A 26,200-nucleotide genomic window follows, 5' to 3' on the forward strand; every position below is an offset into this window, starting at 1 on the left:
ATTATGGAAGTTAATTTGGATGTAATTGAAAAAGCAATAACTAGAATTTTCTCAGACTTGAGGAGTCGAGGTGTTGATAGTTTTAAAGTAGATGCTGATTTTTACTGGAGTATTCCTAGTGAGAAAATCTATGACCCTTATACCTTACCAACAGAACTTGATATTGGTCAGTTAGAGGAAGATTACGATATTCTTGTTCAGATGAGCAATAAAGATCTTCTGATTGGTCATAATTTGAAAAATGTAGCCGTATTATTAAGGTATCTGTCAGAGAAATACCCTGCCTGACATGAGGTGCAGGCCAAATTAACCGAGTTTTAGTGTTTAAAGAAAGGCCCAAAAGTAAAAAGTTGCAATCATCATTAATGATCTAGACTGGTAACTACGGGCTTGAAGAAAATTAATTGTGGTACTTAATCACCTCTTTATTATATTATTAGCAATAAATACATTTTCCATTATCAAGAATGGCGGTGATGAAAAAAGAATTATTTAGTCAAGACGATGTAGATTCAGGCCTGAATGTAGTGGTCGTTTCATATTTTGATCGTATGTACGAAGATAATAAGTTTTTAAAAGCAAAGTGATTATTATCTAAGAGCTGGGTTTTATTTATGTTATTAAATGAGTTGATACATGCGAAATTTGACATTATCACTCTAATCATTGACATGCCGGAAAATAACCTAAAAAATGGTATGAAAGGAACAATAATAGATACTTATAGTCAACCATACGAGGCTTATGAGGTTGAATTTTGCGAGGACGAAGGAAGAACAGTAGCGCAACTCGCACTAACATTAGATCAGTTCGAATAATTTCGTCGGAAGATGGCGGGTAGATATGGCGATGTAGGTATTAGTTAAATATCATTATATGATACTTGGGCGATCTGAAGGAGATTAAGTAAATGGAAGATATAAGAGTAATCCAGAATGAAGTTTTCCGGTTAGGTTCTAAAGTCAACGCTTCTCATAATTCATTGATTATTCTGACAAAGCCTTCAGATTACGGAAAGCCATACCTTCACATATCTGAGGATCGCTATGAATATATTTATTCGGAAGAGGCTTTGAATTCTCAAGAAAATCAACCAAGGATTTAGATGAGTTGTTTTACTGGATTATCTATCCCGTAGTTCATCAAATGGCCGTGGAGTATGAATTATTACATCGAGTTGATGAGCATGAAGATTGCAGGAAAATAATTTTCCCCAAACTGCTAAAATACCTAGGAAAAATAAACCCACTTTGGGCTGAAATGGCTAAAAAAGAGTTACCTCCAATTTAGTTGAGAATAGCTCTCTGAGCCAGAAACAACAGGCTCATAAGGATAAAGAAATCGCTGAATGCCAGAACATGGCCTGCAAAGCGGTGGGCTCTTGCCAAATGGACGTCCTTTGACTGATGCAGAATCAAAGAATTTGTATCAAAATGCGACGGCTGTGGAAGTACTCCAAGATGTTCATAGAGCTGGGCCTACATATGGCGGGAAAAACACAGCAGCTCAAGTTGAGCAAGATGCTTTAGATTTATGTGGAGCAGTCTGTCGTGATACTGATGCCCTGAAGAACAATATGGTTGAATGTGGCTATAATTCAAAGCAAGTTGATGACGCTATTAAACAAATTATTAAGAGAAACCGTCAGTCAGGGGTTATAAAATGATAAGTGTGTGGGATGCTGGTATTTCAGCAATCAATAATGGGGAAAAATCTTCCGAATTTTTAGCATTTTGTAAGTTGCTGGGTGAAAGTACAGTATTGACATCTGACCCTGTTGAATATAATGAATCTATTGGTAAGGAAAAATACTATAAATTTTTAAAATCTGGAGCCGAGGCAGGATTTAGAAATGAAAAGCTAAATCACATTCATTTTTATCTTGAAAATGATGAAGGCTATTCAGCCTTTGATTACGAGTTATGTCACAACCTTAATAAATCATCTGTCGAAAAAAATGTGATGGAGTTTTTCGGTTTACCTGATGCATCCGGAGGAGGTAAATTAGATCTGTTGATTGGCTACGTGAATAAATGGATTAAATACAAAAATAGCGAGCAATCAATTAACTTTCAGTTTAATAAAAATGGCTTTTTATCAAGGGTTACGATTATTAATTTACAGTGTCCAATGGTAAAGCCCATCGGCTCCAGCAAGTGTCCGTTGATAGCCAGCTGTGGCGTAGGGTTAGGGCTGCCCCCATTGTGGCGATTAAAAGGGCGCTTGAGATTTTACGAAAATACAACATCTACTAAAACTCAAGGCGAAATGGTAGAAGCTAAAATAGTAGTGCTGTAATAAGAGAGGAACAGTTTAATCCCTATAATTGGAAGAGAATCAAACAACCGTAGATTTGACCGGAAATTATGATGGATTCCCTGATTTTGGTGAGTATGATTCGTTGATCAGAAAGAAACGATAGGTACACAAATCTTTAAAAGAGCCCCTCACAGACGCTTGTATGCGTTGTGAGGTTCAGTGCGCCGGTCTGTCCCTTTCAAACTGCCGTTATTCGGCGCAGCGCCCGGCTGCTGAGGCGCAGCTATCTTGAAGGCTGTGAATGTGGTAGTTACTTAGGGAGCTGACCGAGTATGATTAAGACTAAAAAGGACCAGATGAATAGTCGTGTTAATTAATATTGCTAAGTGGTATGAAAATGAGTGAGAACTTGAATCAAGTCACGTTGGAAGGCATAGATCTTAAGAATAGGTTCCTTGTGTCTATAGGATATTCCGGAGGAATCTTGGAGATACAACTTTCACCAAGCGAAGACGGAGGAACAGATGATGTAAAAATATCATTTGATTGGATCTATTCCTTCCGATTGACAGATGAAGGGGATTTACTTAAGTTACAAAATGATTTGTGTGGTAAATTAACTTTAGGAATATACACCTTGAATGACTCTGGTTATCTACGTTGGTTTAACGAACAAAGCTTCGAAATTCATAATGATGAAAAGCTAAACCACTATCTTATTGTTACAAGCACAGAGATAGTAGAAGTAATATCAATCGTGGATCCAAGTTATAAAGCAATGACTGAAGATCTTTAAACTGGATAACCAGTAAGAAATTGAAAATAAAGGATTTAAAATTAAAAGTTGCAGATAAACAACTAAAAATGAAATTCTCTAAATTCATCAAGGATTCATCTTTTTGAAGACTGTTGACCATGAAAAAGAAAACTGATGAGTTCATAAGTTTTGTGATCGATAGAAATGAGTTTTTAAAGAATGACGTCAAGAAATGCCTTGAGTATTGGATGCCAGACGCACCAGCTCCGATCTTGTTGTTTTCATTAGTTGGTAAATCAATTGTTAAACATTTAAGTTTTTTTAATGAAAATGAGAAACTATCTCTTTTCCAGCACATTGAATTGGGTATGACTTCTGATAATGAGGAGCTAGCAATAGCAGTTGCTACGGGACTTGTTGAGGCATTAGTCACAGCGTCTGATGCAAATGAATCTGTTTGGAAAGAGATTGAGTATTACCTTCAGGTCGAGTCGAAGAAACATGTATTAGCATGGAAAAATTTTGGCCAGTAATTAGTGATATAAACTCCTCCATAGATTGATATGGATCTTAAGGAGTGGACATCATCATATAAGGCAGGATGACTACGCGCTTCGCGGTTAAGACGTGTAGTGCTAAAAGAATTCAGCACTAAAGCTTTTAACTTTGAGCGTAATTATCCATGAAGTCGACCATGGCGCCGGAATGAGCATCAACATGTCTGATATATCGCATTACCGTCTCTGGCTTCTTCCATGTACCCTCCTGCATAATCTGCGCAGTGCTGTATTTTTTCGAGGCCATATCGATAGCTGCTTCCACGCGAGTGCTGTGCCCCGACCATCCACGATAGCGATTTTTATTCGGCAGCGCGTCATGACCGGGGCCCGCTTCACGCCATGCTCGGGCAAAAATGTCCTCCAGCGCGCGGGTAGACAAAGGCTTTAGCGATACGGCTGTCGCGCAATTAGTACGGTGAACAGGACCGAAGATAAATGCATCCGGTTTGTGAATCAGCCCTGATTTATTTAGCCACTCCGTAAGTCTTTGCGAAGACAGATCGCCCAGCGCTTTTATCAGGCCACCGGTCATCACAATCGTTTTGGTCCAGGCCACATCAAGAATGATTCGGCCATCTTGTGCGCGAGAGAGATCCCGCACGCGCAGACGTCCAAGTTCGCTGACACGCAGCAACGTGGCATATGCCATATGCAGAAATGCCAAATCGCGGCGCTGCTGCATCTTGTTGTAGCCTGACCAGCAGCAGTCCCTATCTCATCACCGTAAACCCGAAATTAAACGGTCTGGGGCAGCTGGACGCCAGCCTGTTTGGTGACCTCAATCAGTTGCTGGGTAAACAGCCTGGCAGCGCGCCACAGGAAAGCCGTCAGCAGTATACCGACGTAAATACTTTCCTCGGTTCGTCCTATCTGCTGGACAGGCTGAACCTCAAGCCTGACAACGATTACCGCTTCCTTGGCGATGCGGCATTTGATACGCGTTACGTCAGCAACACCGTTCTTAACCAGACCGGCAGCCGCTATCTGAATGGTGTGGGCTCCGATCTGGACCAGATGCGTTACCTGATGGATAACGCCGCCGCGTCACAGCAGGCTTTAGGCCTGCAGTTTGGTGTATCGCTTACTGCGGATCAGGTTGCTTCGCTGGATAAGAGCATCATCTGGTGGGAAGCCACCTCTGTGAATGGCCAGACGGTGATGGTGCCAAAAGTGTACCTGTCCGAAAAAGATGCGGCGATGAACAACGGCAGCGTGATTGCCGGGAACAACGTGACGCTCTCTGGCGGTAACATCACCAACAGCGCCAGCACTATCGTGGCGAAGAACGCTGTCAGCGCCGACAGCCAGAACAATATCGACAACCTTAAAGCCGGGCTGATTAAAGCCGGAGGCGAGCTGAATCTCAGTGCGCTGAATAGCATTAACAACGTCAGCTCGACAATCAGCGGTAAAAAGGTGGCGCTGGAAAGCGTCAACGGTGACATCAACAATACCACCATCAGCTCACAGTGGACGATCGGCGGCAACGGGCCAGTGCAGGCAAGCAAGACGCTGCTTGGCCAGACGGCGGCGATCACGTCACTGGATGCGCTCAGCCTGAAGTCCGGCAACGATATCAACATCACCGGCGCTTCACTCAATGCAGGTGGCGATCTGCTGCTCAACGCCTGGCACGACCTCAGTCTCAACAGCATCGAGACCAGCGAAAGCCGCAAAATCGGTAACAAGGAAACTCATAGTTCAGGTGCCGAGCGCACAACACTTTCCAGCGGCGGCAATCTGACATTAAAAGCCGGGCAGGATATTACCAGCCAGGCGGCAGCGCTGGCAGCCGAGGGCAATATTGGCCTGCAGGCGGGGCGTGATATCAATTTGAATGCAGTTGAAAGCCGCTCCGGAGACAGTGAACGCGGAAGTAAGAAAACGGTTATCAACGAAACCGTGCGTCAGCAGGGCACTGAAATTGTCAGTGGTGGCAGCACGACGATGCTTGCCGGGAACGACATCACCACTCAGGCCGCTAGCATCACCGCAAACAAAGATATTGGATTACAGGCCGGCCACGACGTGAATATCACCACGGCGACGGAAAGTGACTATGTCTATAAGGAAGAAACAAAAACCAAAAAAGGCCTGTTCAGTAAGAAAACGACTCACACCATCCGCGAAGACAGCTCAACCACTGAAAAAGCTTCTCAGATAAATGGCGACCAGATTTCAATCGTCGCAGGTAATGATCTGACCCTAAAAGGCTCCACCGTTGTCGGTGAAAACAATGTTGGTCTTAAAGCTGGCAACGATCTCACTATTACGGCGGCAACCGATACCCAGAGCAGCTATCGGCTGAGTGAAACCAAGAAGAGCGGCATGTTTAGCGGTGGCGGGATTGGGGTCACTTTTGGCAGCGCATCCTCGAAACAGCAGCTTAAGCAGGACGGCACTACAGAAAGTCAGAGTGCCAGTACCGTTGGCAGCACGGGTGGCAACGTAACGCTGGTTGCGGGTCATGACTCGCACGTAGCGGGATCGGATGTGATTGCTAAGCAGGACATCAGCCTGGTCGGCGGCTCGGTCACTATCGATCCGGGCAACGACACGTTAACGCGCCGTCAGAGCTTTGATCAAAAGCAAAGTGGCCTGACGCTGCAGCTGACAAGCCCAATCACCGACGCGCTGCTGAGTCTGGGTTCCCAGGCAAAGGCCGCCAGTGAGGCAGGTGATGATCGTTTGAAGGCGCTGGGTGCGGTGAAGGCACTGGAAAGCGGCTGGGCGATGTCACAAGGCGCTACGCAATCCGCTACAGCGCTGGCAAAGGGCGATATGAATAACGCGGGCATTAAAATTTCGCTCAGCGTGGGGGCCAGCAAAAGCAAATCTTCATCCGAATACAGCAGTAACACTGTAAGCGGTAGTTCACTTAGCGGCGGCGGCAATGTCGCCGTGGTGGCGACGGGCAACAACGGCACCAGCGGCGACGTGATACTGGCAGGCAGCGGCATCACCGGTAACAACGTGACGCTTGCCGCCGCACATGACCTGAATCTGGTTGCCGCCAGCAATAACACGGAGCAAAAGAGCAGCAACAAATCTTCAGGCTGGAGCGCTGGTGTTCACATTGCCATAGGTCAGGAAACCGGTATTGGCGTGCAGGCCAGCGGCTATATGGCCAGTGGCTCGGAGAACGGCAGCAGCACCGAATACGTTAACAGCCGCGTCAATGCTAAAGACAACCTGACGCTCAGCAGCGGCAACGACACGCTGCTGTCCGGCGCTCAGGCGCTGGGTAACAGCATCAGCGTGAACGCGGGCAACAACTTGACGCTGACAAGCTTGCAAGATACCGACAGTTATCATAGCCAGCAGCAGAGCGCCAGCGGCGGCTTTAGCTTCACCTTTGGCTCGATGACGGGCTCGATCGGTCTAAGCCTGAGCAAAAGCAAGGTCAACAGCGAATACGCCAGTGTCGGCGACCAGAGCGGTCTGTTTGCCGGCAACGGCGGCTATGACATTTTCGTGGGTAACCACACGCAGCTCAATGGCGCAGTAATTGCCTCAACGGCGGATGCCGCGAACAACAAGCTGTCAACTGGCACACTGGGCTGGGACAGCATCGATAATCATGCCAGTTACCACGCCAGCAGTTCTGCAATCGGCTTCAACGGCAGTTACAGCAAGACGCCAATGCCTTCCGGAGAGCACTATGCTGCCGGCGCGCTGCCGTCTGTGGTCAACATGAGCGACAGCGCCTCCGGTACCACGCGTTCAGCAGTGGCGGATGGCACGATTACGGTGCGCAACGCGCAGAACCAGACGCAGGATGTGGCAACGCTGAGCCGCGATACAGACAACGCGAACGGAAATATCGGCAAAATCTTCGACAAAGATAAAGTCGCGAACCAGATGGCGTTTGCACAGGGGGTGCAGGAACTGGCGGGACGGGTTGTCGGTGATGTTAAAGAGTACAAAATGGGCGCCGCCTCTGCCGAAGCTCAAGCGCGACTGCTAAAAGAGCATCCCGACTATGCAAATCTGACGCCAGAGCAGCTGAATGTGAAAATTCAGCAGGATCCGGGTTATCAGTCAGTCGCGGCACAGTGGGGCACCGGTGGCACCTATTCGATGGTGGCAACGGCGGTTGCGGGTGCGCTGGGCGGACTGAGTGCCAGCAATCTCGGTACGGCTGCAAGCGGGGTGATGGCTCCGTATATTGCTAACGCTATCAAGCAAGCTACGACAACCTACAACGCTGACGGTACTGAGAACGTCAATCTGCTGGCAAATACCATGGCCCACGCCGTAGCCGGCGCTGTGCTGGCACAGATATCCGGCAGCTCTGCGTCAGCGGGTGCGGCTGGCGCAGCAGGTGGTGAGCTGGCTGCGCGGACGATTGTAAAAGTGATGTATCCGGACACAGACATCAGCAGCCTGACAGAAAATCAGAAGCAGATCGTCAGCAGCCTGAGCCAGATTGCAGCAGGCATGGCAGGCGGGATTGCGTCTAATTCGTCGATGGGAGTCGGGGCTGGCGCGGGTGCCGGGAAGAATGCAGTGGAGAATAATTTCCTGAGCAAGGGAAATCCGCAGAAATACGCTCAAGAATATAAAGAATGTCACGGTAATGATAGCTGTGAGCAGAAAATCCGTAAGAATATGGCGAAGGAGTCGGCAGAAAATATTCAGGCCCTGAAGTCGTGCTGGGATGCAGGGGATACAGCCTGTGTAACGACGATGCGCACCAAGATAGAGCTGAGTGACAACGCATATACGAAATTGCGCCAACAGGATAATATGGCTGGGCGAGCTTACGAAGAGTCGGCAAAATGGTATGGCGATATCATTGATAGCTGTGCTGGAAAATGTGGCTGGCTGGAAGCCGCGTTATTAAAAACGGGTGCGGATGGACTAGGTAATATAGTTTATGGCTCACTGGGTGCTGGCAGTGTGCTGAAAGTAAAACAGGGTTCCAATCCTGTGCCTGAAAATGTTGTAAAAAAAGGGGCTGGTAATTCTCAGAATCCTGAAGCTGGGAATATAAATAAACTCGTAAAAAATGAACAAGGAATTTATGAAGTAAAAGTAAATTCGACACCGTTGGAAGGTCATGAAAGATTAAATACACCCGATGTAAATGGTAATGGGAAATATAATCCTGCTGAAGCCGCTGCTGCTGCGAGACTTGAAAGTACGTTGGGTAAACTGGAAAGAGCCCCTGATACAGGTGGAAAAACTGCTGATTTCATCATAAGTGGTGGCTCTAACGCAGGTAAAACGGTCGACTTTATGTACACTACAAAAAACTTGTCTCAGAAAGAGGTTGATGGGATCAACAGATTCTTTGAGAAAAATATGACAGTATCTAGAACTGCTGGAGAAATTCCAACAGGTCAAAAGCAAATCCTCGATCACTTAGGAAAAGCAGACATAGTTCCTGTAGATTTTAGTGTATTAACATCGTCTAACCAGAAAGTGTTTATGGACTACATAAAAACGTTGCCAAAAAATCAACAAGATAAATTAATTATTATGAGGTAATCATGGGCTCTTTTTTCGATATAGGATGCAAGCCATATAACAACAACTATGGTGAAAGAGGGCTAACAGTAGGGCTTAACAGAACAGCTTCGAATGCTTTAGAAGCATTGTTCGACGATGCATTACAGGAGTGTCATCCTGACATACATGAAAAGATAATGATGTTTTTGCCCTTAGATCAGATAAGTTTTAGTGAGTTAAGTAAAGAAGAGTTCAATATGGCCGTAAAAACTATTAGACAATGTCTTTTTGCTCGAAAAGAACCCAATGAAGTTCAGCTATATCAACAAGACATCTGGAATACAGAAATTCTGCCTCTAATGATGCAGGATGAGCGCTATCAACCTGATTAAAATGTAGAATTTCGGCCGAATCCTTGATGTTACCTTTTTAACCAGTTAGTTAAGTATTATTAACTGCGGCGCAGCTATCACCGGGATAAACTCCGAATAGGTTGTATCCAGAAAACCATTTTCGTGAACAGGACGTTTAAAATGACACTTTGTGGCATAACTAATGACGGGTTAGCCTTCATTTTATCGGCAGACGAAAAAGTATTTTCCTCCCGTTTTGAGCCGTCGCGCACCACCAACTGGACGATTGTGCATCATATCGTTATCCAACTGGCACGGTTTGTTACAGAGAAGACAGGCGCGACGAATTGGATAAACATCGATCGCTCAACGTTTCCCAATCAGTGTAAAAAATTCTCCGCTCTGGAGGTTTTAATCAAGATGACTAACAGGAACATCAAAATCCAGCAATCCGCTCCCCACTCTGCAGAGTCCCAATTACTGGTAGAGAAGTTATCAGCCGAACTCGCCTTCATAACCGGCGACAACGGCAAAAGTCATTTCAACGCCCAGGAATTCAACAATGAGTGTTGTTTGTGGGTGCTAGCCAGAAATGAAGCCGGCAATGCCGTGGGTTGCGGGGCGTTGCGGTCGCTTGGGAACAATACCGCCGAAGTAAAACGCATGTACTCCGATCGTAGTGTGCCGGGCGTTGGCGCAGCGCTATTGGAGTATCTGGAAACGCGGGCCAAAAGTATGGGATACCGCGAAATTCGGCTATCGACCCGCGTTATCAATAGCCGTGCCGTGGCGTTTTATTACCGTTCCGGCTACGCGCAAATCCAGAACTACGAACCTTACATCGGCAGAAACGAATCGATCTGTTTTGCTAAAACGCTGTGAGTTTGACAGCCTAATAATGGCAAGTTGCCACTAGTCGTATAACGATTACGGAGGTTGTCGCTATGCATGCTCTGATCGTTACTGCTCATCCGGACCAACATTCACACACGCACCACATCGTCTCTCAGGTGGGACAAGGAATTGCTGCTGGTGGCCACTGTCACCAACGGTGCAAAAGCGAACCACCCTAACGGTCAAAAAGTGTGGGTGCATGGCAATGCTACAGAACACATGGCAGAATATGCGGCATCTAAAGCCGAAACTTATACGCCAGAGGCGGTAAGGCTTGCCAGCCAGACAGAACTTCGCAGTTTTCAAGCTGCATTAGATACCGCGACAAAGAACGGTATGTCATATGGGCGTATAACAGTCGATGGTTGGCAACTGGAAATCAAACCTCCGCGCGCTGCTGGTGAGTTGCCAATAGTCATTCATGCTCGTTATCTAAGGGCAAATTAAATGGATATCGAAATAAAAAGTCCGATCATTATCACATTGGACGTAATAGAACTTGATGAACATATTCCATCATTGAAGTTTAACTTGGCGATTCAAGTAGATAAATATAATTATAGCTTGAGTGTCAGCTCCCATGTATGGCTTGAATGTCAATGCTTTGACGAATTTGTCGACAAGTTATTGAATGATGATATAGCCCATCTTAAAGATATGAATGGATGTTTTGAGTTGAATGTTAATCCAATTTTAGGATGGTTTGAATGGTCATGTGCTAAAGAAGATCTGCATGGGTATATCACAGTATCAAAAGGCAGAGAACGATTAACGGACGATGCGAAATCTGCAATGTATGCAGCGTTTAATGATTATCCTAAATGGTGGTGACAGTTAGATCAGCTCTAAGCTATTACAGCTGAAATTAGTAATCCCAGCTTTGGCCTGGGTTACTACCTTTAATCCCTAAACAGGCCCATTTCCCGCCACTGCTACCGTATTACACCAAGAGCGCCGGGGGATAGACGAGTAAGACGATGATTGGGCAGACTCTACAACTGACCCGCCCTATCACCGACGCGCTGCTGAGTCTGAATACTCCGAAAGATCATGATATAACTGGCACGCTTAAGGACATGGATGGAAATCCTGTACCTAAAGAAAGCGGTGGTTATTGGGATCATATGCAGGAAATGCAAAATACTCTTAGGGGACTAAGAAATCATGCTGAAACGCTGAAAAACGTAAATAATCCCGAGGCACAAGCTGCATATGGCAGGGCAACTGATGCCATCAACAAAATTGAATCAGCGCTGAAAGGGTATGGAATATGATTACCTTCCGCAAATTGGTGGGAAATATTAATACAACGAAAGATTCAGGACAGCAGTCTTCTCTTGAGGCATGGTTCGAGAGTGTTCTTGATGTCCCGGTCGAAGGCATGGCAGTAGGGGATCTCTGCCGTGCTGTGCGACAAAAGATATGTGTTGATCAGCTGATGCCAAGAATATTAGCTGTTCTGACTGAAGATCCCCTGACTGGTGATCTTTATGATGGTGAACTGATAGCAGCGCTGGCGACAATAAAAGGGAATGAGTTGCAGGATCATAAAGAGACATTTATCAAAATAAAGCATCTTATAAACGGGCTAGATCCTCAGAATATAAACGATGATCTAAAGAATGATATTTTAAAGATAAATCAGTTAGCTGTATAAAATAATCCCGCCCTTGTCGGTGGTTTTACGAGTCTGCAAATAATTCTGTATAATTGCTCAACCTTAAAGATGGCCGCTAAGGCGGTCACCGTACTCGATAATAAAGCGGCTCATCACCAGCCGCCAGTTAATGATTGGCATCGTCCACTTTGTCGCCGCAGCTTCCGTCGCTAGCCGGATAACCTTGAGCACTGACTCATCCGTCGGAAATTCTTTGCGCTTCTTAATCACTTACCTGGTCACGCTGTTCAGCGATTCGATAGCATCAGTCATATAAATCGCACGGCGGATATCTTCCGGATACCCGTACAGTGTGCTCAGATTGACCCAGTTTGTATGCCAGCTTCGGGTAATTTGCGGATAACGCTCGTACCACTTTGAGTGTTTTCATCCATAATAATTTCCTGTCTTCGTGATGTCGAGAATATATCAAAAACAGGCGATTACACAATTTAAATTACAGGCTACCAAATGATTAACTCGTTATTAATGTGTTTATTTAAGATTATTTGGTTTTATTTACTTACGCACTCGCCTGGAGAGCTTTCGGTCAATGATAAAAACCCAAAGTTTCATATAGGTATGTCGATAAAAAGGGTGTTTTTTATTATAGGGATATTTGATGCGTAATATTATCTGCTCTTTTGGTTTGATTCTGGGTATGACAAGTATAACAACATCTGCTCAAGCCAACACATTGACGCAAAATCTAACGCGCTGCGACACTTCGTTTTTCAGTGAAATTTATCATCAGCGTACATCAATTAGTCGTGTGGCCCCTTTAATGTTCGATCAGCAACATCATGCCTGGTTCAAAGCACCGCAAGCCATTATTAAATTTGTAATCAAATAAGCAGCGATTAAACCGCTCCCGCCGTACCTTCAAAAAACGTCACCAGCAATTGCCATAAATGCTGCGCGGCGGGCGTGAAGCGGTGATCGGCGCTGCGTAATAAGTGGCATTGGCTTTCGCGGGCGATGCGATGCTGAATCGGCACGGCGACTAAGTTCTTAGCGATGAGGTCGTCTTCAACCACTTTGGCGGTCATAAACGCGATGCCCATGCCGGCCTGGCTCAAGGCGATGGCGCTGGAAAACAGATTACAGCTATAAGCCGGGCTGAATATAAATCCTTCCTGACTGAACATGGCATTCATATAACTTTGAATGCCAAAATTTTTGTCCATACCAATCAACGAATAATTGACCAGTTCGGCCACTTCAATTTGCGGATAATCCGCGATGGGGTGTTGGCTGTGCACCACCGCGCAAATTGGTCCGCGGTGAAAACTCAAACACTTCAGGCCGGGAGGGCCAATCGGGCCAAAACCCACCGCCATATCAACGTCGCCTTTGGCAATCAGCGACACGGTGGTTTGCATATCGCCCGACAGAATATCGATAAACACGTCGGGATAAGTTTGCGAGAACGGCTGCAATACATGCCTGACGACTTCATCCACCATGCCCTGACCGACGCGCAATTTGATTGAGCCGCCGCGTTTATGGCGCAGATCTTTTAACTGGCGATCCAACTGGCTGCGCCGCTGATGGGTGTGCGCGTAATCTTCAGCCAATAACTTACCGGCTTCGGTCAGCACCACATTGCGGCCACGTCGCTCCAGCAGCGGCAGTTGCATCTCCCGCGCCAGTTGCGATAACTGACGGCTGATGGCGGCGGGATCAACATCCAGGGCTTCTGCCGCGCGACGAATACCACCGTAATTACCTACTTCATAGAGATACCTTATGGATTTTTCTGGATAGAGCAGCATCGCCATAGGTTTTTCTTATCCGTTGATCTGAGGTCAACAATAATAGCCTTTTATCTCCATTTTTTAAGCGCATTTTTATCTCCATACTCGAAGATTCACTATGCGAGGGCAGTACAAATGAAAACTATAAAAAATTACCTGCAACAACATGCCGATGAAATTCTTCTGGATATCAAGGAATTGGTCGCAGCGGAATCTCCATCAATGAACAAAGCCGCCGTGGATCGTTGTGGCGAAGTCTTACAATCGCTGTTTGCCAAACGTTTGGGAGTGGAAGCAGAGATTGATGAGCAGCCGGAGTACGGCAATCATCTGAAGTTCACGCTGGGAAGCGGTGACGAGCAAACCGTGTTACTCGGGCATTTCGATACCGTTTGGGATGAAGGCGAGTTGGTAATGCGTGAAGAAGACGGCAAGCTTTACGGTCCTGGCGTGCTGGATATGAAGGCCGGTCTGGTGCAGGCCATCTGGGCGGTACGCGCGTTGCAACAGCACGATTTACTGGCGGGCAAACGCATCGTGTTTCTCTGCGGCAGCGATGAAGAGGTCGGTAGCCCAAGCTCCAGCGCCTGGTTATCGCAGCACGCTTTAGGATCGGCGCAAGTGCTGGTGGTTGAGCCTGCGGTGGCGGGATCGGGCGCACTGAAAACAGCGCGCAAAGGTACCGGACAATATGAAATCACCCTCAACGGATTAGCGGCGCACGCCGGGAACAATCCCGAAGAGGGCATCAGCGCGGTACAAGAAATGGCGCATCAGATCATGTTCTTGCACAGCTTAAACGCGCCGGAGCGCGGCACCACCGTCAATGTGGGAATCGCGCGTGGCGGCAACCGCATCAATGTGGTGGCGGATAAAGCGGTGTTAGGCATTGATACGCGCGTTACCAGCGAAGCAGAAGCCGAGCGCATTCACGCCGAAATCAGCAAAATCACGCCACATTTAGCTGGCATCACGCTGGAAATTAGCGGCGCACAATCGCGTCCGCCGATGCGTCAAACGCCGGAATCGTTGTTGTTGATGGAGCGTGCGCAGCAGGTTGCCGAGCAGCTCGGTTTCTCTGTGGAAGGCAAGGCGGTTGGCGGTGGCAGCGACGGCAATTTCACTGCCGCGTTGGGCATTCCAACTTTAGATGGTTTAGGCGCAACCGGCGCAGGTATTCATGCGCGCCATGAACATATCATCATTGCCGATATTGCTCCGCGCGCGGCGCTGGTGGCGGGTTTGATCCTCGGAGGTGATGCGCATGTCTCAGGTTAATGTGGAGAAAAATACGCTGCGCCAACCGCCAGCAGCGAAAACCGAGCAAAGTCCTTATCTGCTGCTGTTTATTATTTTGGTGCTGGCGGCAGTGGCGACCTGGATTATTCCGGCGGGCAAGTTTGATCATGAAACCCGCAATGGCATTACTTTCGCCATCAAGGGAAGTTTGCATGAAGTCGCGCGTTCGGGCGTTTATCCCGGCGAAATCTTTCTGGCGATTGTACAAGGGGTGATCAAAGCCGCGCCGATCATTTTCCTGATTCTATTTACCGGCGGGTTATTAGCGGTTATCGAATCGACGGGTGCTATTGCTACGGCGCTTAATTCACTGTCGCGCAGTACCAAAATTAGCGATACGCGTATTATCATTATTTTTGGTGTGATATTCGCCATTCTCGGCACCACTGGCGTGGTGCAAAACTCGGTGGTCGCGTTTGTGCCGATTGGTTTACTGGTGGCGCGTTCGTTGGGTTTATCGCCAATGATTGGTATGGCGCTGGTGTATTTAACCTGCGCGGCGGGTTTTAACGTTGCGGTATTAGGTCCAGCCACTACCGGCTTAACCCAACATCTGGCACAGTTACCGCTGTTCTCAGGCATGTTATTGCGCGGTATTACCTGTTTATTGTTCGTGTTAACGGTGATGACCTATTTGATTATCTCGGTGAAGCGCGCGCGGAATAATGGTGAAGTGCGAATAGAACAAATTGCGCAGAATGATGAATCACTGGCGATTACTGGTCGGCATAAACTGATTCTGATCACCTGCGCCGCTACGCTGATTGTATTTATGATTGGCACGGTGCAATTGCATTGGGCCACCAATGAAATGTCGGCGATGTTTATTATTCTGTCGATTATGGTCGGCATGATGGGTCGCATGTCGGGTTCTGCCATTGCCAATACCTTCCTTACGGGTTGCTCGCAATTGGTAAAGGGCGGTTTCATTGTCGGTATGGCTGGCGCAATCTCCGTAGTGCTGCAGCAGGGCAATATTCTTGATCCGATTGTGGGCTTCCTGTCTGATTTACTGGCGCCGGTTCATCCCGCCATTGCGGCGATAGGCATGTTCATCAGCGCAGCTCTAATGCATTTCGGTATTTCATCCGGTTCCGGTGAATCCGCGTTGCTGATCCCGATCTTCTCGCCGCTCGGCGATAACCTCGGTTTAACCCGTCAGGTCACCGTACAAACGGTGTTGCTGGGTGAAGGTATCGTCAACTCCATCAGCCCAACGTCTGGGGTGTTAATGGCCGCCTTGGCCACCGCCAATATCTCTTTCGGCAAATGGATTAAATTCGTTGCGCCGGTAGTGGCGATTTGGTTTGCCATTTGTGTTGTCACCTTATTAATTGGTGTGGCGATCAACTGGGGACCATTCTAATAAATCGTAAGAAGCCACTTAATGGTGGCTTCTTATTTTTATATTGTTGTTAACACGATCAACATCCTTTCCGCTATTTCAGTCCCACGAATAATTGTATTCAATCCCCGGCCTTTTCTTAAAGTTATCTAATCATCGCTATTTGGCTTAAGTCGCGCTGGAACTCTCTCGCGTAAAGTGATGATATTGCCGCGTCGCAGAATTCCCTTACGTTCAATTACACAAATTAATATTAGCCAAACCCATTGCTGGCGATGTCTTTACGCATCGCGGCAGCGTTGCACGCTTCTCTGGAGTGAACGATGATGTTTCGATTGCATCCGCTGTTTATTAGCCTTATTGCGGCTTACGGGGTATTTAATCCGGCTTCACCAGTTTGGGCGGCGACGCTTCAGCCTTTTACGCCGGAATTAAATGACAACCGCGCCGGGGTATTTTGTATTTGTAATGGCTCGACTCAAACATTAAGTGGCAATCAGCGGTTTGCGCCCGGTCAGGACGGCGGTGGCACCATATCCATCGGACAATTGCTCAGCAGCGGCAGAATAATTTCGTATTCCTGGCAAGATTCAGGTCGCGTCGATCTGGGCGCGCAGAATGATGTGATTAACGTGCCGGACGCTTATGGCAGCGGCAGTAATAGCGTGCAGGTATATAATTCTGCGGCGATTAGTGCCATTGAAACTACGACCTTGCCGAATTTTTATAACGTTAATAATGGGCAATATATTAACGCGCGCGTGGCGCAGGTCAGCAATGGCACCATCAATGTTGATATCGGGCAAAAGGGCGCAGCAACCACCGCCAGCACCAACGGCTGGTCGATGGCGGCAAAACAGAGCGAATTGTTTACTGCCAGCGGCAGCGGCACCATGAACTGGAACTCCGCTAATCGCATCTCCTTTTTTGGTTCCTACACGCCCTATACCTATCAACTGGGGCAATGGTTCGACAATGTGGTCTCGTGGCGCGGCGCGTTTAGCGTCACCACGCTGGATAACGCCACCACTTCATTCAACGTGTCCAACGTCAGCAGCTTGCAGAGCTACAACAATTGGCTGATTGAGCAATTGCAAAACGGCAACTTGGCCGCCGATAGCTACAGCAGCGAGTTCAATAAAGCGCTCTCCTTACGCAGCGATGTCATCGCCTATGTGATCGATGCCGACGAATACTACGACGAAGTGACGCAGCCGATTGGCGAACGCATTGTGTTAAGCGCCGATGGCCCCAATGCCAGGGCAACCATTGGCAGCAGCGGCATTCTGGAGGTGGTAAACGCCAACAGCGCGGCGATGCGTGCCAGCAATGGCGCGACGGCGGTGATTGACGGCAAACTGGCCAGCGTTGGCAGCAACGCACTGGAACTGTTAAACGGCAGCAACGGCATTAACAACGGCGTCATCAACAGCGGCTTTTTCAATAATGCCGATGGCAGCGGCGTTGATGCCTCGACCGTTGGTGCGGGCGGCACCGGCGTGTATGCCAACGGTGGCAGCCGCTTCACCAACAATGGCGTGATCAATACCGCGATTAACAGCACCGGCATCCGTCTCGAGGATGCCAGCGGTGAGAATAACGGCACCATTAATGTCAAAGGCAAGGGCGCGACGGGCGTTGCCGTTTCTGGCAGCCAGGCCAATTTTGTCCAGAACGGCACAATCAATTTGTACGGCGAAAATGCGATTGGCGTTGATGTGCGTGACGATGCCAGATTGACCATCAGCGATGCCAGTTCACTGCATTTCTACGCGCCGAATCAAACCGGTTATCAAGCCACCAACTATGCGCACATCGATAGCAACGGTGGCAGTTATGATGTCTCCACGCCAGGTTCAGCGCTGTATCGCCTGAGTGACGGCGTGATCTTCAATCCGGTGGTGGCTGCAGATGTGACGTTGAGCGGTGCCAACACACGCGGCATTATCGCGTCAGGTGCCGGTTCACGACTTTACGGCACCACCTTGTACGGCACCGACAGCTATCACGTTAATGGCGAAGGGGCGATTGCGGTTCAGAGCTCGGAGGGTGCAGACGTGACTATCACCAACCCGATTGAGCTTAACGGCAACAATACCATTGCGGGCACCGGGCAAGGCGGATTCTTCGCCAACGTGGCGCCGATCACCGGCAACGGAACTAATGCCACTGCCTTTGATATCCGCGACGGTGTGATCTATCAGTCAACGCCGCGCGGCACCATCAATCTCAGCGGGCCAAACAGCATCGGCGTACGTATTCGCGGCGGCGGAAATATCTTTGACGGATCCAGCACCAACATAGCCTCGGGCGTCGCGCTGGATACCGCTGAAGGTAATACCGTTTATTGGACCGATCACAGCGGATTGAGTGCAGGCGGCATCGCCGCAGTGCGCGTAGGCAATAACGGCGGGCTGACGATAAATGGCGATACTGCCGGGCCGAATTTTTACTACAGCACCATCAACGCCAATACGGGCGCAGACACCATTTTGCTGGATAAAGGCGCAGCATCGTTAACCGCCAGCAACATTGGGCTTTACAATTCCGGCGGCGGCACCGTGCTGAACAACCGCGCCGAAACCAGCAACATTTCGTTGCAGGATGTCGGGATGAACACCGATGGCGGCACCTTAATTCGCTCCGCGACCTCATTCGATCCCAACGGTTATATGCTCGGTGCGGTGAGTGGCGCAGGCGCGACGGGCTACGTGTTCAGCAAAGAAGATGGTTCCACCACCAGCAACGATTTGATCATCCCACAAGGTTACAGCTTCTTTGTCTATGGCCCGGCAACTGGCGTACGCGCCAACACCACCGGGCGGGTGATCGCCAACGGTAACATCATCGTTAACAGCTCCGATGGCGGCTCGGCGATTGTCACCAGCACCGCCAGCGAGGTGATCAACCGCGGCACCATCGTTTCGCTCAGCCTGGTTTCGCCCATTATCGATCTGCGTGGCGGCAACTCGGTATTTATCAATGAAGGCAACGTCACCGCGCCTTACCCGGAAACCGTTGTGGTTGCGGGTGGCGCTACCAATGACCAAATTGCGCTGGTCGATGGCAACGTGGTGGGCGATGTGAACACCGGCAACGGCACCGACGTGGTCGAACTCACCGGCGGAACCATTGACGGCAGCGTGACGATGGGAACCGGTGCTAACAATGTGGCGACGATTGCTAACGTCAGCCTGGCAAACACCCGCCACATTACCACCGCAGGCGGCAGCGGCAGCACGCTGAACTTTAGCGAGATCAACGCGCGCGGAGGTTCGTTCAACAACGATGATCTGGCGCGCGGCGTCAACCTCGGTGCGGGTTGGAGCACCATCAACTTCTACAACACGCAATTTACCCTTACCGACAATCTCAAGCTGGCGCACAGCACCATCAACGTGGATAGCGGATCAACGCTGTTGGTTGGCGATCAGGTCAATCCGGTGTTGTCGGGCGAAACCGATGATTCGCTGGTGGTGAATAACGCCGGTACGTTGGATCTCACCAACGGCGCAGCGGGCAACACCTTGACCATCAACGGTGATTTGGCGTCGGCGGGCGGCAAGCTGACGTTGCGGACGCAGGGCGCGCAAAGCGACACGTTACGCGTTAACGGCAACGTTACCGGCACGACCTTTATCAATGATGCGCTGAGTGCTGCCACGCTGGCGGATAGCAATCGAGATGGCGTGATCTCCGCCAATGAAGGCGTTTCTCTGGTACAGGTTGCTGGTAGCGCCCGCGCCAATAGCTTTGCGCTGCAACGGGGTTATGTCGCCGCAGGGCCGTGGCAATACGGGCTTTACAGCTTTGCTCCCGAGAATGGCAATACAACCTGGGATTATCGTCTGGCCAATAACTACATTTGTGAAGAGGATTCCGTTTGCCAGCCGCAGACAGCAGGCAGCGGCGCGGTGCGCCCGGCGCTGATTCCACAGCTTCCTTCGTACATTTCGGCGCCGGTCGGATTGGCTTATTACACCCTGGCAACCATGGGTGATTTGCATCAACGGCTGGGCGAATTGCGGCAGAATCCAGACGGATCAGCGGAAATGTTCATCCGTTATTCCGGCTCCAACCAGAAGTACAAAACTAACCTTGATACGGCGCATTACGGTTACGACTTTGACCTCGATTACAGCGCGGTGCAGTTCGGCGGCAATCTGCTGCGGTTGGACGGCGAGCAAGACAGCCTGCGCGGCGGCCTGGCTTACACGCGCGGCAATGCACGCATCCGACCGAATGCCGCTGATGGTTACAGTTCAACCGATTTCGACAGCGACAGCCTGGCGATTTACGGCACCTGGCAGCGCGCAAGTGGCTTCTATCTGGATGGCGCGTTTTCACTCGATTGGCATCGTGGCGACACCGATATCGCTCGACAGAAAGAGGTGGCGAAGTTGAAAGGCAAAGGCTGGACCGCATCGCTGGAGAGTGGTTATCCGTTCCAACTGGCTAACGGCATTCGTCTTGAGCCGCAAGCGCAACTGCTGCATCTGCATTTGAAGATGGATGACTTCACCGACGACGATCAAACCAAAGTCTCTTACGACGATTATGACCAAACCATTGGCCGCGTCGGCGCGCGTCTGGCGCGTACCTGGCAGGACAGCGGCAGCGGGCAATATACGCCGTATCTGCGCACTAACTACTATCGCGGCTGGGGCGGCACAGCGAAAGTGAATGTCGGTGCCAGCAACAGCGACGTCAGCGAGAGCTTCAACAGCGGTAAGTTCGGCCAGATGTGGGATGCCGGCATCGGCGGCAATGCGGCTTTCACCAATAATCTCTCGCTGTATGCCGAAGCCAATTATCGCAAAGAGATCGACGGCAACGGCGTGCAAGGCTGGAATTACAACGCGGGCGTACGCTGGGTGTTTTGATAAAACGGTTACCTTCACAAGCCCGCCGGTTTAGTTGACGGCGGGCTTTTTTAGGTGTCTCGAGCGCGGTAAAATTGACAACCTACCAATGGTAAGTTACTACTAGTAGCTTATTCATGACGGAGGTTGTCGCTATGCATGCTCTGATTGTTACTGCTCATCCAGATCCCAACTCCTATACTCATCACCTTGTTTCGCAGGTAGCGCATGGTATTGCTGCGAGTGGCCACAGCTATGAAATTGCCGATCTGGCGGCGGAGCAGTTTGATCCGCGCTTCAATCAGGCCGATTTTGATCAGTTCAAAAGTGTTGCGCCGTCGCCTGCCGATGTTGTGGCTGAACAGCAACGTCTGGATCGCGCCGATGCGTTGATTCTGGTTTATCCGATTTACTGGTGGTCGTTCCCGGCGCAGCTGAAAGGCTGGATCGATCGCGTTTTCACCCAAGGTTGGGCGTACGATGATGACGGCCAAAACGTGGTGAAAAAGCTCGGCCATTTGCAGGTGCATTTGCTGGCGCTGGGCGCGGCAAGCCAGCGCACCTATGTGCGTCGCGGCTATTTCAGCAGCATGCGCACGCAGATCGACGAGGGGATTTTTGGCTACTGCGGCGCGCCGGTGATGACCAGCGAATTGCTGCTGCCAACCGATGAAAATTATCCCGAGGCGCATTACACGCTGGCCCACCAACTTGGGAAGCAACTTTTTCACGTGAAGGAATCGGCATGAATCAACCCACTCGCCAGCGCATGTCGCATCAGGCACGTCGTCAGCAGCTGATTGCCGTGGCGTGGAATCTGGTGCGCGAGCAGGGCAGCTTAGCGCTGACGTTAGGACGCGTGGCAGAAGAAGCGGGCGTCAGTAAACCGGTGGTCTACGATCATTTTGGCACGCGCCACGGTCTGCTTGCGGCGTTGTATGAAGATTTCGATCTGCGTCAGAACGCGATTATCGAGGCGGCAATGAATGCTGCCGGTGCCAGCCTTGTTGAGCGCGCTAACGTGGTGGCGTCGAGTTACGTTGATTGCGTGTTGACGCAGGGACGTGAAATCCCCGATGTGCTGTCAGCACTTGATAGCTCGCCGGAGCTGGCGGAAGTGAAGCGCAAGTACCAGCTCGATTTTATTGAAAAATTCCGTGGCTGGTTTGCCGAGGCAGCGTTGCCGCAAGCCAGCATGTGGGGAATGTTAGGCGCTGCCGATGCGATTTCTAATGCGGTGGTAGGTGGCGATATCAGCCAGCAGCAAGGATTAGCGGAACTTCAGGCGCTGATTCTGGCGCTGGTGGAGCGTCACCAGTAACCGAACAGGAGCAACAGATGTCATTGTGCGAGATTGATACCGCTTGCTGGCAACAACTGGAAACCGGCGCACGCGAGCCTGATTCCGGGTTTCACTTCTTAACGCTCGCATCCGTTGATCTACAAGGCAAGCCGCAGGCAAGAACGCTGGTGCTGCGCGCCGTTGACCGTGAAAAACGCACGCTGGAATTCCACACCGATATGCGCAGCCCGAAATGGCAGGCGCTGGCGGTGAATCCAGAGGTTACGGTTTTGGGTTACAGCGCGAAAACCCAGCTGCGGTTGCAGGGCACGGTCGAGCTGCACGCCGCATACAGCGCACTAGCTGCAGCGGCGTGGCAACGATTATCGCACCGGACGCAGCAAACCTATGCTGGCGCTGCGCCGGGAAGTGACATTGACAACCAATCCAACGATGTCAGTAACGCCGAGGATAATTTCGGCGTCTTGATCATCCAAATTACCCAACTGGATTGGTGCCTGCTGGCGCGCGAAAACAATCAAAGAGCGTTACTGAGTTACCGCTCAGACGGAGCGCTCACCAACAGCAAATGGGTTAATCCGTAGCTAAGGCGTACATTGTTCCTGCGCCTTGCGACGGAGGTTAAACAGCAGATAACTCGCCAGCGCCAATCCCCACACGCCTGCCGCGCCATACAACAGCACGCCGGAAAATCCGTCGGTTAGCACCTGCGCGGCAATAGCGTGGGTCAGTGAAACCTCGCCGCCGCCGGCGATGTGCTCGGCCAGCGCATACACACTACTTTGTCCCGGCATAAGGCGTTGCAGACTTGCCGCGATGCCCGCCACCAGCAAGCTGCCCATCAGCGCGATATTAATAGCAAGCGTAATCAGGCGCGCGCTGATATCGATGCCAGACGCCATACCCACGCGATTACCCGGCACCGATGCGGTTGTGGTGTTGGTGACGGGTGTGTTGGTCAGCCCAAGCGCGATGCCCGAGAGCAGCGCGCCCGGCAATAAACTCATCTGCTGCGCGGCGGCAAACTTCATCAGCATAAAGCCCGCGCCGATGGTGAATAATCCCAGCGGGATCATGCGCGCCGCGCCAAATCGCACCACCAACTTCTCGCCAAGCGGCGGCATCAGTAAGGTCGGCAAAGTGTAAGCCAGCAGCGCCAAACCGGTTGCCATGCTGCTGTAGCCAAGCCCGCTCTGATAATAGACCGGCAGATAAATCATCAGCGGCCAGAAGCTGAAGTTCATGCCAATCGAGCCCATCAGCGCACCGGAAAAGGCGCGGATGCGGAACACCGAGAAATCAAACATCGGGTGCGGATGGCGCTTCTCAACCCATACAAACAGCAGCACGCTGAGCAATGTAACCAGCAATATCAGCCGTGAAGCCATGCTGCTCCAGCCGAGGCTGCTGCCCTGCGTGATGAGGTAAGTTGCGCCGACTACGCTGAGCGATAAGGTGATCAGGCCGCCGAGATCGAGCTTTTTGGCTTCAGCATCACGTGATTCCACCACATTTTTCAGCGCGAGGATCAGCGTCAGCAGGGCGATAAATCCGTGCACCAAAAACACCCATTGCCAGCTAAACCAGGCGACCAGCATGCCGCCGATGATTGGCCCGAATCCCAGCCCAAAGCCAAAGGTAATGCCCCACGCGGCGAACGCTCGACTGCGCGCTTTTCCCTGTGGAAATTGGAATGACAAAATGGCGATCAGGCAGGTTAACATCGCGCCACCGCTTAATCCTTGCAGCAAACGTCCGACGATCAGCCACCACGCATTTCCCGCCAGCCCGCACATCACCGACGTCACGCCGAAGGCGATAATGCTGATGATGAAAATACGTTTGCGTCCGTAAGTGTCTGCCAGCGTGCCGGTTGCCATTAACACCGCGGTGCAAGCCAGCGTATAGGCGTTCATGATCCACTGCAGTTCGCGAAAACTGGTGTGCATCTCTTTTTCCAGCACTGGCAAAATCACCGGTACGCTGGATATCTCCAGGCCCGACATCAGTGCGGCCAGACAAACCGCCATCAGCGCCAACATGTTTTTCATACTCATTCCCTGCGATACGTTAAGAGCGTGCCAGCATGAAAGATTGGCGTGACAGTGGAAATCCGCCCGCATGCCATATATCGTCAAGATCGTGCCAAATTCTCCGGTGACCCTTAATGCAAATGATTGCTCCGTTACATGCCCGTTCGCCTGCACCGTTTAACCGCCGCATGGTTTTGCTGGCGTATGAATGCCTGTGTACCTTTGAATTCGGCACGGCGGTTGAGGCCTTTGGGCGCGTCGATGACGCGTTCGGCCAGCCTTTGTATGATTTGAGCGTGGCGTCGGTGGAGGAGGGCGTATTCGGCGCGCAAGGCGGCGTACGTTTGGTGGTCGACGGCGGACTTGAGCTGCTGGACGAGGCGGGCACCATCGTGATTCCCGGCTGGCGCAGCGTGCATGAACCGGCATCGGATGCGCTTATCGCTGCATTACAAAAAGCACACCGCAACGGCACGCGTATCGTTTCGATCTGCGCAGGCAGTTTCGTGTTGGGCGCTGCCGGTTTGCTGGATGGTAAACGCGCTACCGCACACTGGAACAGCACCGAAATACTGGCGCAGCGCTTCCCACAGGTGCAGGTTGAGCACGGCATGATTTATGTTGATGAGGGCAGCATTATTACGTCAGCGGGCGGCGCAGCGGGCGTGGATTTGTGTCTGCATCTGATTCGTCGCGATTATGGCATTGAAGTGGCAAACCGCACCGCGCGCCGCATGGTGACGCCGCCGCTGCGTGAAGGGAACCAGGCGCAGCTGATCCAGCAGCCGGTGCCGCAGCGTGCGGCAAAAAATCTCTCGCCGCTGCTTGATGATTTACGCAATCACCTTAATACGCCGCTGGTGATTGATCAGCTCGCCAGGCAAGCCGGTATGAGCCGCCGCACTTTTTTACGCCGCTTCCATGACGCTACCGGCACCACACCGGGAGAGTGGATGTTGAGCGTGCGGCTGGAAAAAGCCTGCGCGCTGCTGGAGAGCGGCAAGCTGAGCATCGACCAGGTTGCCGAGCAGGCGGGATTTGGATCGCCGGAAACCTTGCGGCATCACTTCAGACAGCGCTTGAATACTACGCCAACGCATTGGCGCAAGGCATTTAATGAAAGAGGGATGGTGCTTTAATTAAGCCAGGTGCGCCGAAAACCTGTAGGGTCGCCATTCATGGCGACCGTTTTGAACTTAATTTCCGCGATAAGTCGAATAACCAAACGGACTCAACAGCAGCGGAATATGGTAATGCTCGCCGTTGCTTTCCATATTGAACTCCACCGGAATCTCCGGGAAGAAGGTCTTCTGATTGTTCATTTTGTAATAGTCACCGGTTTTGAACACCACGCGATAGCTGCCTGCGCTGGCGGTTTTATCTTCCGGGAACAGCGCGCTGATTCTGCCGTTGCTGTCGGTTTTGCCGCTGGCTAATTTCACCCAGTTATTATTTTGTTTCTGATCGAGTTCAACCTCAATACCCGCTGTTGGTGAGCCTGTCTGCAGGTTCAATACATGTACGCTGAGAGGATTTTTTGGTGCGGCGGGTTGTGCAGCTCCTGCTGACAGGCTGGTCGCAATCAGGATGGCACTGGCTGAGGTAAAAAGAGTTTTCATTAAGATATCCATATTTAGCAGGTGAATGTGCTGCAATCCTAGGTTCTG

The 26,200-nt window shown here is 50.3% G+C and carries 23 protein-coding genes and 5 pseudogenes; 23 read left to right on the forward strand and 5 right to left on the reverse strand.

Annotated features, from left to right (window positions below):
• The first annotated feature begins 3 nt into the window (after positions 1 to 3).
• The 7 genes from AC6I8A_RS20165 (at position 4) to AC6I8A_RS20195 (ending at position 3,549) form a co-directional block, all read left to right on the forward strand.
• The gene (locus AC6I8A_RS20165) at positions 4 to 288 is read left to right on the forward strand and encodes a hypothetical protein (protein ID WP_256698908.1); all 285 of its coding nucleotides are present in this window, start codon (positions 4 to 6) and stop codon (positions 286 to 288) included.
• Between the two features lie 326 nt (positions 289 to 614).
• The gene (locus tag AC6I8A_RS20170; protein ID WP_436333537.1) at positions 615 to 818 is read left to right on the forward strand and encodes a DUF4926 domain-containing protein; all 204 of its coding nucleotides are present in this window, start codon (positions 615 to 617) and stop codon (positions 816 to 818) included.
• Positions 819 to 1,050: 232 nt separating this feature from the next.
• Positions 1,051 to 1,290, forward strand: a complete 240-nt coding sequence (locus AC6I8A_RS20175; protein ID WP_436333541.1) for an Imm63 family immunity protein — start codon at positions 1,051 to 1,053, stop codon at positions 1,288 to 1,290.
• 58 nt (positions 1,291 to 1,348) lie between these two features.
• On the forward strand, positions 1,349 to 1,666 hold the full coding sequence (locus AC6I8A_RS20180; RefSeq protein ID WP_436333538.1) for a hypothetical protein: 318 nt from the start codon (positions 1,349 to 1,351) through the stop codon (positions 1,664 to 1,666).
• On the forward strand, positions 1,663 to 2,298 hold the full coding sequence (locus AC6I8A_RS20185) for a DUF6392 family protein (RefSeq protein WP_436333539.1): 636 nt from the start codon (positions 1,663 to 1,665) through the stop codon (positions 2,296 to 2,298). Before AC6I8A_RS20180 ends, AC6I8A_RS20185 begins: the two co-directional genes overlap by 4 nt.
• A gap of 358 nt (positions 2,299 to 2,656) precedes the next feature.
• Positions 2,657 to 3,055, forward strand: coding sequence for a hypothetical protein (locus tag AC6I8A_RS20190; protein WP_256698901.1), 399 nt, complete (start codon positions 2,657 to 2,659; stop codon positions 3,053 to 3,055).
• Positions 3,056 to 3,174: 119 nt separating this feature from the next.
• Positions 3,175 to 3,549, forward strand: coding sequence for a hypothetical protein (locus tag AC6I8A_RS20195; RefSeq protein ID WP_497819032.1), 375 nt, complete (start codon positions 3,175 to 3,177; stop codon positions 3,547 to 3,549).
• A 127-nt stretch (positions 3,550 to 3,676) separates the two neighbouring features.
• Here AC6I8A_RS20195 and AC6I8A_RS20200 read toward each other — a convergent pair.
• Positions 3,677 to 4,276: pseudogene (locus AC6I8A_RS20200) on the reverse strand (tyrosine-type recombinase/integrase); the annotation flags it as partial.
• Here AC6I8A_RS20200 and AC6I8A_RS20205 point away from each other — a divergent pair.
• The 8 genes and pseudogenes from AC6I8A_RS20205 to AC6I8A_RS20240 form a co-directional block, all read left to right on the forward strand.
• A pseudogene (locus AC6I8A_RS20205) lies at positions 4,267 to 8,103 on the forward strand (hemagglutinin repeat-containing protein); the annotation flags it as partial. The pseudogenes AC6I8A_RS20200 and AC6I8A_RS20205 sit on opposite strands and share 10 nt — an antisense overlap.
• Before the next feature lie 594 nt (positions 8,104 to 8,697).
• Positions 8,698 to 9,069 (forward strand): annotated as a pseudogene (locus AC6I8A_RS20210) (hypothetical protein); the annotation flags it as partial.
• Between the two features lie 2 nt (positions 9,070 to 9,071).
• Positions 9,072 to 9,422 carry a hypothetical protein gene (locus AC6I8A_RS20215; RefSeq protein WP_154156727.1) on the forward strand — a complete coding sequence of 117 codons (351 nt, stop codon included), beginning with the start codon at positions 9,072 to 9,074 and terminating at the stop codon, positions 9,420 to 9,422.
• Between the two features lie 141 nt (positions 9,423 to 9,563).
• A complete protein-coding gene (locus tag AC6I8A_RS20220; RefSeq protein WP_497819033.1) occupies positions 9,564 to 10,265 on the forward strand; it encodes a GNAT family N-acetyltransferase in 702 nt (233 codons plus the stop codon).
• 150 nt (positions 10,266 to 10,415) lie between these two features.
• Positions 10,416 to 10,724 carry a hypothetical protein gene (locus tag AC6I8A_RS20225; RefSeq protein ID WP_265302800.1) on the forward strand — a complete coding sequence of 103 codons (309 nt, stop codon included), beginning with the start codon at positions 10,416 to 10,418 and terminating at the stop codon, positions 10,722 to 10,724.
• Positions 10,725 to 11,108, forward strand: a complete 384-nt coding sequence (locus AC6I8A_RS20230; protein WP_265302802.1) for a hypothetical protein — start codon at positions 10,725 to 10,727, stop codon at positions 11,106 to 11,108.
• Positions 11,109 to 11,311: 203 nt separating this feature from the next.
• Positions 11,312 to 11,551 (forward strand): annotated as a pseudogene (locus tag AC6I8A_RS20235) (polymorphic toxin type 28 domain-containing protein); the annotation flags it as partial.
• Positions 11,548 to 11,934 carry a contact-dependent growth inhibition system immunity protein gene (locus tag AC6I8A_RS20240; RefSeq protein WP_293794167.1) on the forward strand — a complete coding sequence of 129 codons (387 nt, stop codon included), beginning with the start codon at positions 11,548 to 11,550 and terminating at the stop codon, positions 11,932 to 11,934. The pseudogene AC6I8A_RS20235 and the gene AC6I8A_RS20240, both read left to right, overlap by 4 nt.
• 63 nt (positions 11,935 to 11,997) lie before the next feature.
• Here AC6I8A_RS20240 and AC6I8A_RS20245 read toward each other — a convergent pair.
• Positions 11,998 to 12,312, reverse strand: a pseudogene (locus AC6I8A_RS20245) (transposase); the annotation flags it as partial.
• Positions 12,313 to 12,556: 244 nt separating this feature from the next.
• On the opposite strand from AC6I8A_RS20245, the gene AC6I8A_RS20250 reads away from it, so the two are divergent.
• Entirely contained in the window at positions 12,557 to 12,787 is a 231-nt protein-coding gene (locus AC6I8A_RS20250) for a hypothetical protein (RefSeq protein ID WP_061719655.1), read from the forward strand.
• Positions 12,788 to 12,794: 7 nt separating this feature from the next.
• On the opposite strand, the gene AC6I8A_RS20255 is transcribed toward AC6I8A_RS20250, so the two are convergent.
• The gene (locus tag AC6I8A_RS20255; RefSeq protein ID WP_497819034.1) at positions 12,795 to 13,715 is read right to left on the reverse strand and encodes a LysR family transcriptional regulator; all 921 of its coding nucleotides are present in this window, start codon (positions 13,713 to 13,715) and stop codon (positions 12,795 to 12,797) included.
• Between the two features lie 111 nt (positions 13,716 to 13,826).
• On the opposite strand from AC6I8A_RS20255, the gene AC6I8A_RS20260 reads away from it, so the two are divergent.
• The 6 genes from AC6I8A_RS20260 (at position 13,827) to AC6I8A_RS20285 (ending at position 23,084) form a co-directional block, all read left to right on the forward strand.
• Complete coding sequence (locus AC6I8A_RS20260) at positions 13,827 to 14,969, forward strand: M20 family metallopeptidase (protein ID WP_497819035.1); 1,143 nt, start codon at positions 13,827 to 13,829, stop codon at positions 14,967 to 14,969.
• Positions 14,956 to 16,356 carry a YfcC family protein gene (locus AC6I8A_RS20265; RefSeq protein WP_497819036.1) on the forward strand — a complete coding sequence of 467 codons (1,401 nt, stop codon included), beginning with the start codon at positions 14,956 to 14,958 and terminating at the stop codon, positions 16,354 to 16,356. Before AC6I8A_RS20260 ends, AC6I8A_RS20265 begins: the two co-directional genes overlap by 14 nt.
• A 302-nt stretch (positions 16,357 to 16,658) precedes the next feature.
• Positions 16,659 to 21,218, forward strand: coding sequence for an autotransporter outer membrane beta-barrel domain-containing protein (locus tag AC6I8A_RS20270; protein WP_497819037.1), 4,560 nt, complete (start codon positions 16,659 to 16,661; stop codon positions 21,216 to 21,218).
• A gap of 134 nt (positions 21,219 to 21,352) precedes the next feature.
• The gene (locus AC6I8A_RS20275) at positions 21,353 to 21,946 is read left to right on the forward strand and encodes an NAD(P)H-dependent oxidoreductase (protein ID WP_497819038.1); all 594 of its coding nucleotides are present in this window, start codon (positions 21,353 to 21,355) and stop codon (positions 21,944 to 21,946) included.
• A complete protein-coding gene (locus AC6I8A_RS20280) occupies positions 21,943 to 22,518 on the forward strand; it encodes a TetR/AcrR family transcriptional regulator (RefSeq protein ID WP_497819039.1) in 576 nt (191 codons plus the stop codon). The genes AC6I8A_RS20275 and AC6I8A_RS20280 overlap by 4 nt, the downstream gene beginning before the upstream one ends.
• 17 nt (positions 22,519 to 22,535) lie before the next feature.
• Positions 22,536 to 23,084: a pyridoxamine 5'-phosphate oxidase family protein gene (locus tag AC6I8A_RS20285; protein WP_256698883.1), complete on the forward strand. Its 549-nt coding sequence runs from the start codon at positions 22,536 to 22,538 to the stop codon at positions 23,082 to 23,084.
• Here the strand turns inward: AC6I8A_RS20285 and AC6I8A_RS20290 are convergent, their stop codons facing one another.
• Entirely contained in the window at positions 23,085 to 24,551 is a 1,467-nt protein-coding gene (locus tag AC6I8A_RS20290) for an MFS transporter (RefSeq protein WP_497819040.1), read from the reverse strand. It lies immediately after the preceding gene.
• A 116-nt stretch (positions 24,552 to 24,667) separates the two neighbouring features.
• On the opposite strand from AC6I8A_RS20290, the gene ftrA reads away from it, so the two are divergent.
• A complete protein-coding gene (gene ftrA / locus AC6I8A_RS20295) occupies positions 24,668 to 25,672 on the forward strand; it encodes a transcriptional regulator FtrA (RefSeq protein WP_265302825.1) in 1,005 nt (334 codons plus the stop codon).
• A gap of 57 nt (positions 25,673 to 25,729) precedes the next feature.
• Here the strand turns inward: ftrA and uraH are convergent, their stop codons facing one another.
• Positions 25,730 to 26,152, reverse strand: coding sequence for a hydroxyisourate hydrolase (gene uraH / locus AC6I8A_RS20300; protein ID WP_110867159.1), 423 nt, complete (start codon positions 26,150 to 26,152; stop codon positions 25,730 to 25,732).
• Positions 26,153 to 26,200: the final 48 nt, after the last annotated feature.

This window comes from Pantoea sp. X-Soil-ISGK-275, from assembly GCF_059730795.1.